At 64.4% G+C, this 16,360-nt stretch carries 12 protein-coding genes and 2 tRNA genes; 9 read left to right on the top strand and 5 right to left on the bottom strand.

Annotated features, from left to right (window positions below; translation table 11 throughout):
* Positions 1-134 precede the first annotated feature (134 nt).
* The 3 genes from AC1DOP_RS16125 (at position 135) to AC1DOP_RS16115 (ending at position 2,996) form a co-directional block, all read left to right on the top strand.
* Complete coding sequence (locus AC1DOP_RS16125) at positions 135-347, top strand: VF530 family protein (protein WP_258847285.1); 213 nt, start codon at positions 135-137, stop codon at positions 345-347.
* Entirely contained in the window at positions 344-640 is a 297-nt protein-coding gene (locus AC1DOP_RS16120) for a DUF4404 family protein (RefSeq protein ID WP_442121204.1), read from the top strand. The genes AC1DOP_RS16125 and AC1DOP_RS16120 overlap by 4 nt, the downstream gene beginning before the upstream one ends.
* A gap of 76 nt (positions 641-716) precedes the next feature.
* Positions 717-2,996 (top strand): YgiQ family radical SAM protein, encoded by a 2,280-nt coding sequence (locus AC1DOP_RS16115; protein ID WP_477252193.1) that lies wholly within the window; start codon positions 717-719, stop codon positions 2,994-2,996.
* A 9-nt stretch (positions 2,997-3,005) separates the two neighbouring features.
* On the opposite strand, the gene AC1DOP_RS16110 is transcribed toward AC1DOP_RS16115, so the two are convergent.
* The 3 genes from AC1DOP_RS16110 to AC1DOP_RS16100 all read right to left on the bottom strand — a co-directional run bounded on the left by AC1DOP_RS16110 (position 3,006) and on the right by AC1DOP_RS16100 (position 5,605).
* A complete protein-coding gene (locus AC1DOP_RS16110; protein ID WP_477252191.1) occupies positions 3,006-3,791 on the bottom strand; it encodes a PEP-CTERM sorting domain-containing protein in 786 nt (261 codons plus the stop codon).
* Positions 3,792-3,983: 192 nt separating this feature from the next.
* On the bottom strand, positions 3,984-5,126 hold the full coding sequence (locus AC1DOP_RS16105; protein WP_477252189.1) for an AI-2E family transporter: 1,143 nt from the start codon (positions 5,124-5,126) through the stop codon (positions 3,984-3,986).
* Positions 5,123-5,605, bottom strand: a complete 483-nt coding sequence (locus AC1DOP_RS16100) for a cyclic nucleotide-binding domain-containing protein (RefSeq protein WP_442121207.1) — start codon at positions 5,603-5,605, stop codon at positions 5,123-5,125. Before AC1DOP_RS16100 ends, AC1DOP_RS16105 begins: the two co-directional genes overlap by 4 nt.
* Before the next feature lie 192 nt (positions 5,606-5,797).
* On the opposite strand from AC1DOP_RS16100, the gene AC1DOP_RS16095 reads away from it, so the two are divergent.
* A complete protein-coding gene (locus tag AC1DOP_RS16095) occupies positions 5,798-6,946 on the top strand; it encodes a GGDEF domain-containing protein (protein ID WP_442121208.1) in 1,149 nt (382 codons plus the stop codon).
* A 216-nt stretch (positions 6,947-7,162) separates the two neighbouring features.
* On the opposite strand, the gene AC1DOP_RS16090 is transcribed toward AC1DOP_RS16095, so the two are convergent.
* Positions 7,163-7,239: transfer RNA gene (locus AC1DOP_RS16090), tRNA-Asp, on the bottom strand.
* A 44-nt stretch (positions 7,240-7,283) separates the two neighbouring features.
* Positions 7,284-7,359, bottom strand: a tRNA-Val gene (locus AC1DOP_RS16085).
* A 284-nt stretch (positions 7,360-7,643) separates the two neighbouring features.
* On the opposite strand from AC1DOP_RS16085, the gene AC1DOP_RS16080 reads away from it, so the two are divergent.
* The 5 genes from AC1DOP_RS16080 to AC1DOP_RS16060 all read left to right on the top strand — a co-directional run bounded on the left by AC1DOP_RS16080 (position 7,644) and on the right by AC1DOP_RS16060 (position 16,299).
* Positions 7,644-9,860, top strand: coding sequence for a TonB-dependent receptor (locus AC1DOP_RS16080; protein WP_442121209.1), 2,217 nt, complete (start codon positions 7,644-7,646; stop codon positions 9,858-9,860).
* Between the two features lie 444 nt (positions 9,861-10,304).
* Positions 10,305-12,143, top strand: a complete 1,839-nt coding sequence (locus AC1DOP_RS16075) for a S8 family peptidase (protein ID WP_477252186.1) — start codon at positions 10,305-10,307, stop codon at positions 12,141-12,143.
* 188 nt (positions 12,144-12,331) lie between these two features.
* Positions 12,332-14,128 carry a S8 family peptidase gene (locus AC1DOP_RS16070; RefSeq protein ID WP_477252184.1) on the top strand — a complete coding sequence of 599 codons (1,797 nt, stop codon included), beginning with the start codon at positions 12,332-12,334 and terminating at the stop codon, positions 14,126-14,128.
* 109 nt (positions 14,129-14,237) lie between these two features.
* Complete coding sequence (gene dinB / locus AC1DOP_RS16065; RefSeq protein WP_442121212.1) at positions 14,238-15,314, top strand: DNA polymerase IV; 1,077 nt, start codon at positions 14,238-14,240, stop codon at positions 15,312-15,314.
* An 88-nt stretch (positions 15,315-15,402) separates the two neighbouring features.
* The gene (locus AC1DOP_RS16060) at positions 15,403-16,299 is read left to right on the top strand and encodes a recombination-associated protein RdgC (RefSeq protein WP_442121213.1); all 897 of its coding nucleotides are present in this window, start codon (positions 15,403-15,405) and stop codon (positions 16,297-16,299) included.
* The last annotated feature ends 61 nt before the right edge of the window (positions 16,300-16,360 follow it).

Genomic DNA, 16,360 nt, shown 5'->3' with positions numbered 1-16,360 from the left:
ATACCCGAGGGACTTGGATTCCCGCCTGCGCGGGAACGACGAAACAGGGCGCGGCAACGGCGAGCGGCGCGCCCATCCTTCCCCTTCAGATATAAAATTTCCCACAACGCCCTCACGAGGACATCGTCTCTGCAATGAGTGTTCAGGCATTACACGGTATTACCTTAGAATCCTTATTAACCCGCCTGGTCGAGCACTACGGCTGGGATGGGCTCGGCCGCCGTATCGCGATCAACTGCTTCATCAAGGACCCCAGCATCAAGTCGAGCCTGAAGTTCCTGCGCAAGACGCCCTGGGCCCGCGAACAGGTCGAGAAGCTGTACCTGGAGACCAGGTTCACCACATGAGGGACGACGACATGCTGCCTGATAACGAAGACACCCTGAAAGCGCACCTGAAGACCTTGCACCGCCACCTCGAGGAGACGGGCGAGGTCGACGACGAACTGGAGATGCTGCTGCGCCAGCTCGACGGCGACATCAAGCACGTGCTCGAGCGCCGCGCCGACGACCCGGACGCCAACACCTATGGCCTGGCTTCGCGCAGCCAGGAAATCACGGCCCGCTTCGCGGCCCGCCACCCGAACCTGGAGCCGGCCCTACGCCAGCTCGGCAATATCCTCAACAACATGGGCATCTGATTAAGTTGTTGAAAACTAAGCCAATTTTGGAGGGGGGAGGAGTTGACCGACGGCTTTTCCTGTAAAATGCCGGCCAATGAACTCCCCCACCAATCTTTTCGCGAGCGTCCCCAAGCGCTCCAGCCGCGCTCCCGCCGCGCCCTTCCTGCCCATGTCCCGCGCGGAGATGGACAAGCTGGGCTGGGATTCGTGCGACATCATCCTGATCACGGGCGACGCCTACATCGACCACCCGAGCTTCGGGATGGCGCTGGTCGGCCGCCTGCTGGAAGCCCAGGGTTATCGGGTCGGCATCATCAGCCAGCCGGACTGGACCTCCGTGGAACCCTTCCGCGCGCTCGGCAAGCCCAATCTGTACTGGGGCATCACCGCCGGCAACATGGACTCGATGGTCAACCGCTACACGGCCGACCGCAAGATCCGCTCGGACGACGCCTACACGCCGAACGCCGAGCCGAATAAACGTCCGGACCGCGCCGTGACCGTCTACTGCCAGCGCGCCCGCGAAGCCTTCCCGGGCGTGCCGGTGATCGCCGGTTCGATCGAGGCCTCGCTGCGCCGCATCGCGCATTACGACTACTGGTCGGACAAGGTGCGCCGCTCGGTGCTGTTCGAATCGAAGGCGGATCTGGTCATCTTCGGTAACGCCGAACGCGCCCTGGTCGACGTCACCCGCCGCATCGCGGCAGGGGAGAGCATCAAGAACATCCGCGACCTGCGCGGCACCGCCTTCCTGGTGCCGCACGGCTGGCTGCCGGACCAGGAGTGGTCGGTGCACAACTCCACCCGCGTGGACGTGCCGGGCCGCGTCGACCCGCATCCGAACCCCTACGCGATGGCGCAGGAAGACACCAAGGCCTGCGCCACCGAGAATGCGCAGCCGGAACCGGAGGTCAAGCCGATCGTCATCATGACGCGCGAAGAGAGACAGGCCGCCGCGCGCGAAAAAGCACGCAAGACCGTGGTGCGCCTGCCGTCCTTCGAGACCGTCAGCGAGGATCCGGTGATGTACGCGCACGCCTCGCGCGTGTTCCACCTCGAGTCGAACCCGGGCAACGCGCGCGCGCTGGTGCAGCAGCACGGCGACCGCGACGTCTGGCTGAACCCGCCGCCGCTGCCGCTGGCCATGGACGAGATGGACGGCGTATACGACCTGACGTACGCGCGCGCGCCGCACCCGAGCTACGGCAAGGCGCATATCCCGGCCTGGGAGATGATCCGCTATTCGGTGAACATCATGCGCGGCTGCTTCGGCGGCTGCACCTTCTGCTCGATCACCGAGCACGAAGGCCGCATCATCCAGAGCCGTTCGGAGCCGTCGATCCTGCGCGAGATCGAGCTGATCCGCGATACGACGAAGAACTTCGCCGGCACCATCACCGACCTCGGCGGTCCGACCGCGAACATGTATCGCCTGTCCTGCAAGGACAAGAAGATCGAGGAAACCTGCCGCCGCCTGTCCTGCGTCTATCCGACCATCTGTTCCAACCTGGGTACCGACCACAGCAAGCTGATCTCGCTGTACCGCAAGGCGCGCGCGATCCCGGGCATCAAGAAGATCCTGATCGGCTCCGGCCTGCGCTACGACCTGGCCGTGCGCTCGCCCGAGTACGTGAAGGAACTCGTCACCCACCACGTGGGCGGCCTGCTGAAGATCGCGCCGGAGCACACGGAAGAGGGCACGCTGTCGAAGATGATGAAGCCGGGCATCGGCACCTACGACGAGTTCAAGGCGCTGTTCGACAAGTACTCGAAGGAGGCGGGCAAGAAGCAGTACCTGATCCCCTACTTCATCGCGGCCCACCCGGGTTCGACCGACGAGGACATGCTGAATCTCGCCTTGTGGCTGAAGAAGAACAACTTCCACCTCGACCAGGTCCAGACCTTCACGCCGACGCCGATGGCGATGGCAACCACCATGTACCACACGGGCAAGAACCCGCTGGCCAAGGTGACCGAGGATTCGGAAGAAGTCGTCACCGCCAAGAGCGGCAAGACGCGCAAGCTGCACAAAGCCTTCCTGCGCTACTACGACCCGGAAAACTGGCCGGTGCTGCGCGAAGGCCTGAAACGCATGGGCCGCGGCGACCTGATCGGCAACGGCGAGCGCCACCTGGTGCCGCCGCCCGGCAGCGAGCAGGAAGCCACGCCGCGTAGCGAGCGCAAGGCCCTGCCGCTGGTGGCCGAGTCCCGCGGTGCCGCGCCGAAGGGCCGGGTGATCGAGGTGGCCACCCGCCGCAACGGGCGTGGAAACAGCCGCAACGATCCAGCACCCTTCGTGGCGCCGCCGGGCAAGGCCAAGCCGGGCATCCTGTCAACCATCAAGACCAAACCGAAGGCGGCAGGGCGGAAGTAGAGCCCGGCTCTACACGCCCGGCTTGCGGCGACGGACCGCAGCCAGGCCTGCGCTGCCGATGGCCATCAGCAGCCAGGTCGCCGGCACCGGCACGTCATTCGGCGGCGGACCCTCGTCCGCCGTGCCCTCCACGCCGACGGTGAAACCATTCCAGTATTCGGAAGTCAGGCTGCGCCAGGTCAGCGCGTCGAAGGTGCCGGTGAAACGGATGGTGCCATGCGGCTCGCCGGTGCCGATCAGCCGGTATTCGGTGTTGCCGCCGCCGAGATCCACTACCTGCTTGGTCAGGGTGCCGCAGCCATAGAAGCCGCAGCTATGGTTGCCTGGAGCGGCCGCTCCCAGGCCGGCGCCATAGCTGAGGATATCGAAGTCCTGGTTCAGGAAGGCGTAGCCGTTGCCGTTCAGGCTGACGACGGCGAATACCGGATTGGCGACCGATTGCGAGAAGGTCAGCGTCTGGCTGCCCGCATACTGCAAGGCGATGATGTCGGTGCCGGTGGGCGCGTTGTCGACTGCGCTGCTGGTGTAGGGCGAAGTCGAGTTGCGCGGCCCCCAGTAGTCGGTACCGCCGCTGGGCTGGTAGAAACCGACGCCCGCAGCATTCGTATACGTGACGGTGACTGTCGAGGTGGCGGTGGTGATGGTGCCCTGGGCCCTGAAGCCGGGACCGGTGTCGAGGTCGCCGCCCTGCCAATCGGTCCAGTAGATCGGAGCGGCGCTGGCCGTGCCGGCGGCCACGAAGGCCAGGGCGAAAATGGCACTCCGAAGGAATGCGGTATGGCGATTTGTTGTCATTTTGCTCCCTCTTTGTTTTTGGTTGCCGAAGGAATTTCGACGCAAAACGCAATGCAATATTCATACCATTAAACCAAGTCCTTGATTTTCCATCGAAAGGGAGTGCCAGGGATGAGCAGACGTCAAATTTTCCGACAGTTGGTTAATAATTTAATATAACCAACAATATGCAGCCTGGGTTGAACGTCGCCGTCAGGCAAGCAGATCCTCGCTCGCCTGTTTTTCCCGCAACTGCCTTGCGTAGCGGTGCCTTGCCCGCAGCCGTGGATTGGTCATCAGGCGGCCCAGGGTTTCTCCGATGACCATCGCCACGCCCAGCAGCGGCAGCACCAGCATCAGGCCGGCCACGCCGGACAGGGCGCCGCCGATGAAGATCATCAGCACCGCGATCAGCGGGTGGATCTTCAGGCTGCGGCCGAGGGTGATCGGCATGAAGACGAAATCGTCCAGCAGGCGCGCCAGGATGAAGACGACGATGGCGCCGTAGGCCACCAGCGGATTGACGGGGGCGTCGGTGGCGGCGACGATCACCACCATCACGCAGCCGACCACCGAGCCGATGAAGGGCACCCAGGCCAGCAGCGCGGAAATGAAGCCCAGCAGCAGCGGAGATGACACGCCGATCACCCACAGGCCGAAGCCCAGCACGATGGTGTCGAGCACGGTCAGCTTGAGCAGGCCCTCGAAATAGCGGCGCGCGGTCTGGTCGACCTCGTGCAGCAGGAACAGGGTGCGTTCAAAGTAGGCGTTCGGCACCGCGCGCGCCAGGAATTTCTTGAAGCGCAGGCCGTCGCGCAGGAAGAAGAAGGCAAGGAAGGGTGCCAGCAGCAGCGAGGGCAGCCAGCCGGCCGCGGTGACCAGGATGGTGGCCAGGTAGCGCTGGGCGAAGTTGTCGGTGAAGGCCTTGAAGCGCTTGTTGACCAGCGAGGTCAGGTGCATCTCGGCCAGCAGCGGGAATTTCGCTTCCAGCAGCGCCATCGTGTTGCGCACGAAGGCCACGCCGCCGTTCGCGTACAGCGACAGGGTCTCGCTCCAGGAAGCGCTGTCCTCCGCCGGTCCGCTGCTCCACGACAGCGCGGCCGCGACCGCCAGCGTGGCGAGCCCGAAGAACACGGCGCACACCAGCATCGACGAGACGCTGCGCGAAAAGCCCAGGCGCAGCAGGCGCCGCATCGGCCCCAGCAGGGTGAAGTACATCACGGTGCCGAAGATGAAGGGCAGTACCAGCCACAGCATGTGCTCGAGCAGCACCAGCAGCAGGCAGGTGACGGCGACGATCGCGGTCCAGGCCACCGGTCCGGCGCGCTCCTCGCGGACCACGGGGCCGCCGATCACAGCGCTTCCAGCTGCGGACGGCCGTCGAGACGCTCGCGCAGGCGCTGGCCGATGTGGCGCGCCAGCGCCAGCGAGATCTTGTAGCCGATCACGGCGTCGGTATCCATCAGCGCCAGGAAGTCGTCGCGGAAGAACACCGCCAGCTCGCAGTGCTCGACGGCGCGCGCCTGGGCGCTGCGCGGCGAGTTGTCGAGCAGGGCGAGGTCGCCGAAGAAGCCGCCCGGTCCCAGCTCGCTCACCAGCCGGCGGCTGCCTTCGTGGGCGCGGCTGATCTCGACCCGGCCCGCCATCACCAGGTAGAGCGCCTGGCCTTCCTCGTTCTCGTCGAAGACGATTTCTTCCGGCAGGTAGCGCCGCTCGTGCATCAGGCCATCCACGAACTTGACCTCGAGCGGCTTGAGCGTGCGGAACAGCGGTGTGTTCTGCAGCCTGTGCTGGCGCGGGGACAGGGTCTGGGATGTGAGAAAACCAAAGATCACGGCGGCTCCATGAATTATGCACGATTCAGTTGTGCCATGTAGCAATGTTCCAACAGTGCGGCATATCCGGCAGCAAACCGAGGACGCACTCGAATTGTGCGTAACCAAATGTTGAAACCGTGTAAGATAATTCCTTTGGGAAACAGCTGTTGTAATAATTACAGTAAACCGCAGCAGTCCCTGAGGACCACAGTGATCGATATTCAAACCTTCATGCTGGCGCTCGGTGTCGGCAATATCGCGTTTGCCCTGCTGATGGCAGGTTATATGCGGGGGGCGGACAACAGCCCGGCGCTCGGCTGGTGGATGTGGGGACGCCTGTCGATCGGGCTCGCCCAGCTCTGCTGGTGGGTCGCGCCGCAGTTCGAGCCGGGCCTGGTCGAGGCGCTGTCCGCCTGCGTCTGGCTGGCCGGGGTGGCGCTGGAAGTGGGCGCCAACTGCCTGTTCTTCGGCTTCAGGCGCTGGCGCCAGTCCCTCTACCTGTTCACGCTGCCCGGCTGGGTGGCGATCGGCTATGCGGTGGCGACCGGAGCCTCGCGCCTGCAGCTCACCGAACTGATTTCCTTCATCATCGCCCTGTTCGTATTCGGCGCGGCGGTGGTCCTGCTGCGTCCGCGCAAGGCACCGCTGCTGCAGCGTCTCATCGGCATCAACAACATCCTGTTCGCGCTGGCGATCTGGACCTGGCTGGGCCTCGAGGGCGGCAATCCGGGAACGACCGTGTCGCCGGTGAAGGACGTGGCCTACCTGGCCAGCTATCTCCTGATGATCGTGAACGGCTTCGGCTTCCTGTTGCTGTGCAAGCAGAAGGACGATGCCCTGATGCGCAGCCTGGCCACCGTCGACAGCCTGACCGGCATGCTGAACCGCCGCGCCTTCTTCGAGCGCGCCGACAGTGCGCGCCTGCTGGCGCTGCGCCTGCGCAAGCCGATCACCCTGCTGATGCTCGACATCGACCACTTCAAGCAGCTCAACGACGGCTATGGCCACGCCTGCGGCGATCGCGCCCTGCAGGCATTCGCCGACACCGCGCGCGGCGTGCTGCGCGAGCACGACGTGATCGGCCGCCTGGGCGGCGAGGAATTCGCGCTGGTCCTGCCGGGCACCGCGCTCGAGGGCGCGCTCGAAGCGGCCGAACGCCTGCGTATCGCGGTGGCCGAGGCCCCGGTGCTCGACTGCGCGCCCGGCTACCGCATGACGGTGAGCATCGGCGTGGTGACGATCGGCGTCGGCGAGGAGCTGACGGCGGCGCTGGCGCGCGCCGACCACGCGCTGTATGCGGCCAAGACCGGCGGACGCAACCGCGTCGAGCTTGGCGCCCCGATGCTCAGGAGGGCATGACGCGCAAGGCAGGGCAGAAACGAAAAAAGGTCCGACAAGTCGGACCTTTCTTCTTTGATTCTGGCGGAGCGGACGGGGCTCGCCCACGTCCCGCGGGCCGCGGAATCGCTTGCAGGCGATTCCCTTCGAGCCCGAAACCGGGTCGCCCGCAGGGGAGACCCTCCTGTAGCTAAAAAGAAAAAAGGCCCGACAAGTCGGACCTTTCTTCTTTGATTCTGGCGGAGCGGACGGGGCTCGAACCCGCGACCCCCGGCGTGACAGGCCGGTATTCTAACCAACTGAACTACCGCTCCGTTTTTACTGATCTTTTCTTCGCTGTCGGCATCATCGGAAGATCTGGTGGGCGCTGAGAGGCTCGAACTCCCGACCTAATCCTTGTAAGGGATCCGCTCTACCAACTGAGCTAAGCGCCCGCAAACCACTTCGATGTTGCCTTCGACGTTTGTCACCGCGTCCGAAGAGGCCCGAATCATAGCGTATCCCTTCCGGAGCACGCAAGGGTTTTGGGGAAAAATAATTTGTTGTATGGCCGCCTATCCCCACGCATATTTCTTGCCTTGACTTATACACATGCTCGACAATTGCGCGCTTACCAACCTGGCAATATGAAGACGCCGAGCACGGCGCGCTTGCCGGGGGAAGAGGGGGCTGGGGGAGACATAAATACAAGTTTTTTTACCCTTCCTAGGAAATCGAAATGACCAAGATGTCCAAGATGCACAAGCGCGTCATCGCCGCCCACGGCGCGATGCTGGCGCTGTCCGCCATGTCGGCCGCCCCGGCCCTGGCCCAAGCTACATCGACCAACGAGCTGCAAACCGTTACCGTGACGGCGCAGCGCCGCACCGAAAACATCAAGGAGGTGCCGGTTTCCGTCAGCGCCATCAAGGGTGAGAAACTGGACGTCATCGTCTCCGGTGGCGAAGACATCCGCGTGCTGGCCGGCAAGGTGCCGAGCCTGAACATCGAATCGTCGAACGGCCGCACCTTCCCGCGCTTCTACATCCGCGGCTACGGCAACACCGACTTCTCGCTGTTCGCGTCGCAGCCGGTGTCGCTGATCGTCGACGACATCGTGCAGGAAAACCCGATCCTGAAAGGCTTCCCGATCTTCGACGTGGCCGGCGTGGAAGTGCTGCGCGGCCCGCAGGGCACCCTGTTCGGCCGCAACACCCCGGCCGGCGTGGTCAAGTTCGAATCCGAAAAGCCGAACCTGAAGAAGGTCGAGGGCTACTACAACGCCTCGTGGGGCACGCATAACACCGTCAACCTGGAAGGCGCCGTCAACGTGCCGCTGTCCGACAAGTGGGCGATGCGCGTCTCGACCCTGCGCCAGCACCGCGACAACTACGTCGACAACTACAGCGACCTGGCCAAGACCAACAAGACCGGCGAACTGGACGGCTACAACGAACACGCCGAGCGCGTGCAGTTCCTGTACACCCCGGACAGCACCTTCAGCGCCCTGTTCAACGTGCACCAGCGCACCACCGCCGGCAGCGCCCGCCTGTTCCGCGCCAACCTGATCAAGAAGGGCACCAACGACATCGCCGACGGTTACGACCTGAACAGCATCGTCACCAATGCCCTGAACTTCCAGAACCTCAAGACCAACGGCGCCAACCTGCGCCTGTCGTGGGACCTGGGCCCGGTCAAGCTGTACTCGATTACCGGCTACGAAGGCGTGGGCCACTACAACAGCCGCGGCGACATCGACGGCGGCACCCCGGCCGGTCCGGGCTTCATTCCTTTCCAGGTACAGACCGCCAGCCGCCTGACCGACCTGACCCAGTACTCGCAGGAATTCCGTGTCGAGTCGAAGAACGCGGGCCCGATGAACTGGCAGGCCGGCCTGTACTACTTCGATGAAGACGCGACCGGCGGCAGCGACAACTTCGACAGCGTGACCCAGCAGCAGACCTCGCGCGTGGTCTCGAACCAGAAGAACAAGGCCTGGGCCGCCTTCGGTTCCGTGACCTATGCCGTCAACGATGCCTTCACCCTGCGCGGCGGCCTGCGCTACACCGACGACAAGAAGGACTTCGCCACGCTGGAACACACCAACGTGACCCTGATCGGCCCGGCCGGCATCAGCGAGAGCAAGAGCAAGGTCAACTGGGACCTGTCGGGTACCTACAAGCTGAACCGCGAAGTGAACCTGTACGCCCGCATGGCGACCGGCTTCCGCGCGCCGAGTATCGCCGCCGCGTCGGCATCGGTGCCGGTGACCGTGGCCGATGCCGAGACCGTCACCTCGGTCGAAGGCGGCATCAAGGCCGACCTGTTCGAGCGCCGCGCCCGCGTCAACTTCTCGCTGTACGACTTCGAGGTCAAGAACCAGCAGCTGACCGTGGTCGGCGGTAACTCCAACGTCACCAAGCTGATCAACGCCAAGAAGACCAAGGCCCAGGGTGCCGAGTTCGACTTCGAAGGCATCGTCAGCCCGTCGCTGCGCGTGACCGGCGGCGCCAGCTACAACTTCACCGAGATCCGCGACCCGAGCCTGTCGGTCAACAAGTGCGCCCAGTGCACCGTCACCGACCCGGTCAACGCGGCCGGCCGCGTCGAGATCAACGGCAACCCGCTGCCGCAGGCGCCGAAGTGGACCCTCAACGCCACCGCGCGCTATGGCATCCCGATGGGCGACGGCGAGTTCTTCGTCTACACCGACTGGTCCTACCGTACGAAGATCAATTTCTTCCTGTACGAAGCGAAGGAATTCAGCGGCAAGCCGCTGACCGAAGGCGGCCTGCGCGTCGGCTACAACTGGGCGGGCGGCAAGTATGAAGTGGCTGCCTTCGGCCGCAACATCCTCGACCAGCGCCGCATCACCGGTGCGATCGACTTCAACAACCTGACCGGCTTCACCAACGAGCCGCGCACCTACGGCGTCCAGTTCAAGGGCAATTTCTAAGTCCTGAACGGCTGTCCGGTTGAGCAAAAGGCCGCGAGCGATCGCGGCCTTTTTTACGTCTGGCGCGTATGCATCTTCGTTAAAATTTATGCGTTATATCTGATATAGATCAAAGCTATGTGTTAAATGTTATGGCTGACCAAGAATGATAATCTCCTTATAATTTTGCGTTTTTTAGCAAGATCTTATTTTGCTGAGCCGATTTTCCGCCAAATAAAGTAGGTTTTTGCTACGAAGTACTGTTTTTCGTTGTAAAGATGCCGAAATCAATTGTGAAATTTCCACAAGGTTTCTTCCTTCGCGCTACTCTTCCGTGTCCGCTTTCAGACGGGCAATCGGTGTGCAGAAATAGCGCCGACACAACTAGATCTCAGGCACTCAGTAGTTCATGACGTGCTTGCGGAAAATCAAAACTTTTGTGTTTTTCTATAAAAAGGAAGAAACATGAAGTCTCAGAAATCGATGTACCCGGCAGTCTTGAAACTGTGCGCAGTGGCCGTCCTCGGCATCGGCGCAGGCTTTGTCCAGGCCGGCGTGCCGGCCACGGCAGTCACCGCATCCGCCGCGCAGGGTGTGGACGTCACTGCCGAGACCGACCGCCTGATCGTCAAGTACAAGGACGAGTCGGCGCCGGATGCCAAGAGCGTCGCCAAAGGGCTGTCGCGGGCCGCCGCGGCGTCGCCGATGGCCGCTTCGCGCCTGGCCGTCCTCAACACGGCCGGCCGCAAGCTCGGCCTGACGATGAAGGAACTGCACACCATCGGTACCGGCGCCCGCGTGATCCAGATGAACCGCAAGATTTCGGTGGCCGAGGCCGCCAAGCTGGCGGCCGACCTGACCGCCGGCGATGCCTCGATCGAGTACGCGGAACCGGACCGCATCAAGAAGCCGATGTTCACGCCGAACGATCCCTACTTCAGCCAGCAGTGGGACTACACCGATACCGTCGGCGGCATGCGCCTGCCGGCGGCCTGGGACAAGGCCACCGGCACCGGCATCCGGGTGGCGGTGATCGATACCGGCTACCGTCCGCACGTCGACCTGCAGGGCCAGATCCTGGCAGGCTACGACTTCATCGCCGACACCACGATCTCCAACGACGGCAACGGCCGCGACAGTGATGCCAGCGATCCGGGCGACTGGACCGCCGCCGGCCAGTGCGGTACTGGCCAGGCCGCCACCAACTCGAGCTGGCACGGCACCCACGTGGCCGGCACCATCGCCGCCCTCACCAACAACGGCATCGGCGTGGCCGGCGTCGCCTACAACGCCAAGGTCGTGCCGGTGCGCGTGCTGGGCCAGTGCGGCGGCTATACCTCGGACATCGCCGACGGCATCATCTGGGCTTCCGGCGGCACCGTCTCGGGCGTGCCGAACATCGCGGCGCGCGCGCAGGTGATCAATATGTCGCTGGGCGGCGGCGGCGCCTGCGACACCACCACCCAGAACGCGATCAACGGCGCCCGTTCGCGCGGCACCGTGGTCGTGGTCGCGGCCGGCAACGAGTCGCAGAACGTCAGCAACAGCAGCCCGGCCAACTGCTCGGGCGTGATCGCGGTGGCGGCCACCAACAAGTCGGGCGGCCGTGCCTCGTACTCGAACTACGGCACCCTGGTCGACGTGGCGGCGCCGGGCGGCGACAGCGGCGCGGCGATCCTGTCGACCCTGAACGCCGGCACCAAGGGTCCGGGCGCCGACAGCTACGCCGGCTACATGGGCACCTCGATGGCCACTCCGCACGTGGCCGGCGTGGTCGCGCTGATGCTGTCGGTGAATCCGAACCTGACCCCGGACGACGTCGAATCCCGCCTGAAGTCGAGCGCGCGCGCCTTCCCGGCATCGTGCTCGGGCTGCGGCGCGGGCATCGTCGACGCCTCGGCGGCGGTCGATGCGGCCCTGGGCACCGGCGGCACCGGCACCACGATCTCGGAAACCGAGTCGAACAACACGATCTCCACCGCGAACGCCGTGACGACCGCGGGCACCACGGTCAACGGCACCATGGGCAGCACCACCGACACCGACTACTTCGTGGTCCAGGTGCCGGCCGGCAAGACCCTGAGCGCGACCCTGACGCCGAACTCGACCTCGGACTACGACCTGTACATCTACAACAGCGCCGGCACCCAGGTGACGTCCAGCACCAATGGCGCCGGTTCGATCGATTCGGCCAGTGCGACAAATACCGGCTCCACCACCGTGCCCGCCTACGTGCGCGTGGTGTACTACAGCGGCGGCACCGGTTCGACCAGCGGCAAATACACGCTGAAGCTGAGCTGGTAACCGAGCTGGTAATTGCCTGGAAACGGGAAAGCTGATTGCCTGTAAAGGAAATGCCGAGAGTCAATAAATTCCTTTAGCAATCAATTACTTATCAAAAATTTTCCTGTGGTGAAAACCCCTAAAGCGGCCCCAAGCGGGCCGCTTTTCGTTACGCTCGTCGGTTCGGTTAACGAAAAGAGGAAGCAAGCATGTCGCACCACAAGATGTCTCCCGTGTTGAAACTCTGCGCCGCAGCCCTCGTCGCCTTCGGGTCGCTGGCCGCCAACGCCGCGCCGCAGGATGCGGCGCACACCAAGGTCATCACCCAGACCGACCGCCTGATCGTCCGCTACAAGGATGCGGTCGACAATTCCAAGGGCGCCATGCCCGCCCGCGCCCTGACGGCCGCGCGCCAGGCCTTGATGGCCCGCTCCGGCCAGCAGCTCGGCGCCACCATGCGCTTGCTGCGCGCCACCGCCACCGGCGCCAACGTGATGCAGCTCAGCCGCGCCATGTCGATCGACGAAGCCAGGGCCCTGGCCGCCGACCTGGCGGCGCGCGACCCGGACGTTGAATACGCCGAACCGGACCGCATCATGCTGCCGCTGTTCGTGCCCAACGATCCGATGTACACCCAGCAGTGGGACCTGTTCGACGCCAAGGGCGGCATGAACGTGCCGGCCGCCTGGGACAAGTCGACCGGCGCCGGCATCAACGTGGCCGTGATCGATACCGGCTACCGTCCGCACGTCGACCTGCAGGGCCAGATCCTGCCGGGCTATGACTTCATCACCAACGCCACCATCGCCGGCGACGGCAACGGCCGCGACAGCGACGCCAGCGACCCGGGCGACAACACCTATGCCGGCCAGTGCGGCACCGGCATCCCGGCGCAGGACGAAGCCTCGAGCTGGCACGGGACCCACGTGGCCGGCACCATCGCCGCCAAGGCCAACAACGGCGTCGGCGTGGCCGGCATCGCCTACGGCGCGAAGATCGTCCCGGCCCGCGTGCTGGGCAAGTGCGGCGGCTATACCTCGGACATCGCCGACGCCATCGTCTGGGCCTCCGGCGGCGCCGTCACCGGCGTGCCGGCCAATGCCAACAAGGCGCGCGTGCTGAACCTGTCGCTGGGCGGCAGCGGCGCCTGCGACACCACCACCCAGAATGCGATCAACAGCGCCCGTTCGCGCGGCGCCGTGGTCGTGGTAGCGGCCGGCAACTCGAACATCAATGCCGCCAACTCGAATCCGGCCAACTGCGCTGGCGTGATCGCGGTGGCGGCGGTCGGCCGTACCGGCGGCAAGGCCTCGTACTCGAACTACGGCAGCGTGGTCGACGTGGCGGCGCCGGGCGGCGACAGCGGCGCGGGCATCCTGTCGACCTGGAACGCCGGCACCAGCACCCCGGCCGGCGACAATTACGGCTACATGATGGGCACCTCGATGGCGACCCCGCACGTGGCCGCCGTGGCCGCCCTGATGCTGTCGACGAACCCGAATCTGACGCCGGACGAAGTCGAGGCCAAGCTGAAGTCCACCGCGCGCGCCTTCCCGGCGGCATGCTCGGGTTGCGGCGCCGGCATCGTCGACGCCGCAGCGGCCGTGAACGCCGTGGCGGCCGGCGCGACGGTCACGCCGCCGACGCAGAACGAGGTCGAGCCGAACAACTCGATCTCGGCCGCCAATGCGGTGAACGTCTCGGGCACCGTGGTCAAGGGCACGCTGTACGGTACGACCGACAACGACTACTTCGTGGTCCAGGTCCCGGCCGGCAAGACCCTGACCGCGACCCTGACCATGAACGCCGGCAGCGGCAGCACGGACTATGACCTGTACGCCTACAACAGCGCCGGCACCCAGCTGGCGATGAGCACCAACGGCGCGGGCACGCCGGACGCGGTGTCGGTCGCCAACGCCACCTCGGCGACTTCGCCGCGTTACGTCCGCGTGCGCTACCACACGGGTGTGTATGGCGCGTCGTACTCGCTGAAGTTTACCTGGTAAGCGGCTGGACAAGCAGTGAGACAAGGGCGCGCGACGCAGGTTGCGCGCCCTTTTTGCTTGCACTCTTGCATCATTCCCGCTTTCCCCTGATACTGTATGCAATTACAGTATGAACATCCCCCTCCGCAAGATCATCCACTGCGATTGCGACTGTTTCTACGCATCCGTCGAGATGCGGGACGACCCGTCGCTGCGCGGCCGGCCGCTGGCGGTCGGGGGACGGCCGGACCAGCGTGGCGTGGTCGCCACCTGCAACTACGAGGCGCGCCGCTTCGGCATCCATTCGGCGATGGCGACCGCCCAGGCGATGAAGCTGTGCCCGGAGCTGCTCCTGATCCCGCCGAACATGGAAAAGTACCGGATCGCATCAACCCAGATCATGGACATCTACCGCGACTACACGGAGCTGGTGGAGCCGCTGTCGCTGGACGAGGCCTACCTGGACGTGACGGCCTCACCGCACTGCAAGGGCAGCGCGACCCTGATCGCGCAGGAGATCCGCCGGCGCATCTTCGAGACCGTCGGCATCACCGCCTCGGCCGGGGTGGCGCCGAACAAGTTCGTGGCCAAGATTGCCAGCGACTGGAACAAGCCGGATGGCCTGTTCCTGGTGCGGCCGGAGGAGATCGATGATTTCGTCGCGGCGCTGCCGGTGAAAAAGCTGCATGGCGTCGGCAAGGTCACGGCGGCCAAGATGAATGGCCTGGGCGTGCAGACCTGCGCCGACCTGCGCGGCTGGAGCATGGCGAAGCTGCAGGAACATTTCGGGTCCTTCGGCGCCCGCCTGCACGACCTGTGCCGCGGCATCGACTACCGCGAGGTGAATCCGGTACGCGAGCGCAAGTCGATCAGCACCGAGGAAACCTATACGCCGGACGTGCCGGACCTGTCCGCCTGCCTGGCCCTGCTGCCGGAATTGATGGAGCACCTGCAGGGCCGCATCAAGCGCAACAATGCCGAAAAATTCATCAACAAGCTGTTCGTGAAAATCAAGTTCAACGACTTCCAGCAGACCACGGTCGAGTGCGTCGGCTATGCGCCCAACCTGGCGGTCTATACCCACCTGATGGAAACCGGCTGGCTGCGCGCCAGCCGGCCGGTGCGCCTGCTGGGCGTGGGCGTGCGGCTGGCGGACAGCGAACAGGTTGAGCAGCTGAGCTTGTTTGACGAACGCGCAACACATTAAAAAAGGCCGCGCTGCCGGCTGAAATTTGCCACCCGGCAGCGTGTAGAATGTCGTTCCCCTGGAAATAAAGAGATAACTGAAAGCAACTATGTGGTTCAAGAATCTTCAGATTTACCGCCTGCCCGCACCGTGGGCATACACCGCCGAACAAATGGAAGAGGCGCTGCAGTCGCAGGCGTTCACGCCGGCCAGCAGCAATGAACTGCTGCGCCAGGGCTGGGATTCGCCGCGCGGCAACGGCAAGCTGGTCCACGAAGTGAACAAGCAGATGCTGATGATGCTGGGCACGGAAAAGAAACTGCTGCCGGGCTCGGTCATCAACCAGGTTGCCAAGGCCCGTGCAGCCGAGCTGGAAGAGCAGCAGGGCTTCCCGCCGGGCAAGAAAGCAATGAAGGAACTGAAGGAGCGCGTGGCCGACGAACTGCTGCCGCGCGCATTCTCGATCCGCAGCAATGTCTGGACCTGGATCGACCCGGTCAACGGCTGGCTGGTGGTCGACGCCGCCAGCCCGTCGAAGGCCGACGACGTCATCAAGCTGCTGCTGAAGGCCGTCGACAAGATGCCGCTGGAATCGCTGCGCGTGCAGCGCTCGCCGGTGGCCGTGATGACCGGCTGGCTGGAATCGGACGAAGCGCCGTACAACTTCACCATCGACCAGGACACCGAACTGCGCGCCACCGGCGAGAGCAAGGCCGCGGTGCGCTACGTCAAGCACTCGCTGGACCCGGAAGATATCCGCCGCCACATCGCCGCCGGCAAGCAGTGCACCCGCCTGGCCATGACCTGGAACAGCCGCGTCTCCTTCGTGCTGACCGAGCAGCTGGCAATCAAGGGCGTCAAGCCGCTGGACGTGATCAAGGAAAACGAAACCATCACCTATAGCGATGACGAGCGTTTCGATAACGACATCATGCTGATGACCGGTGAGCTGTCGAAGCTGATGGCGGATCTGGTTGAGGCGCTGGGCGGGGAAGCCAAGGCGTAAGCAACACCCGCGCAACCCGCCGTCGTTCCCGACCTGGCCGGCCGCCTTGGCGGGAACGACG

It is taken from the genome of Massilia sp. 01N410, from assembly GCF_056399665.1.
This window is presented reverse-complemented; position numbering and strand designations above follow the sequence as displayed.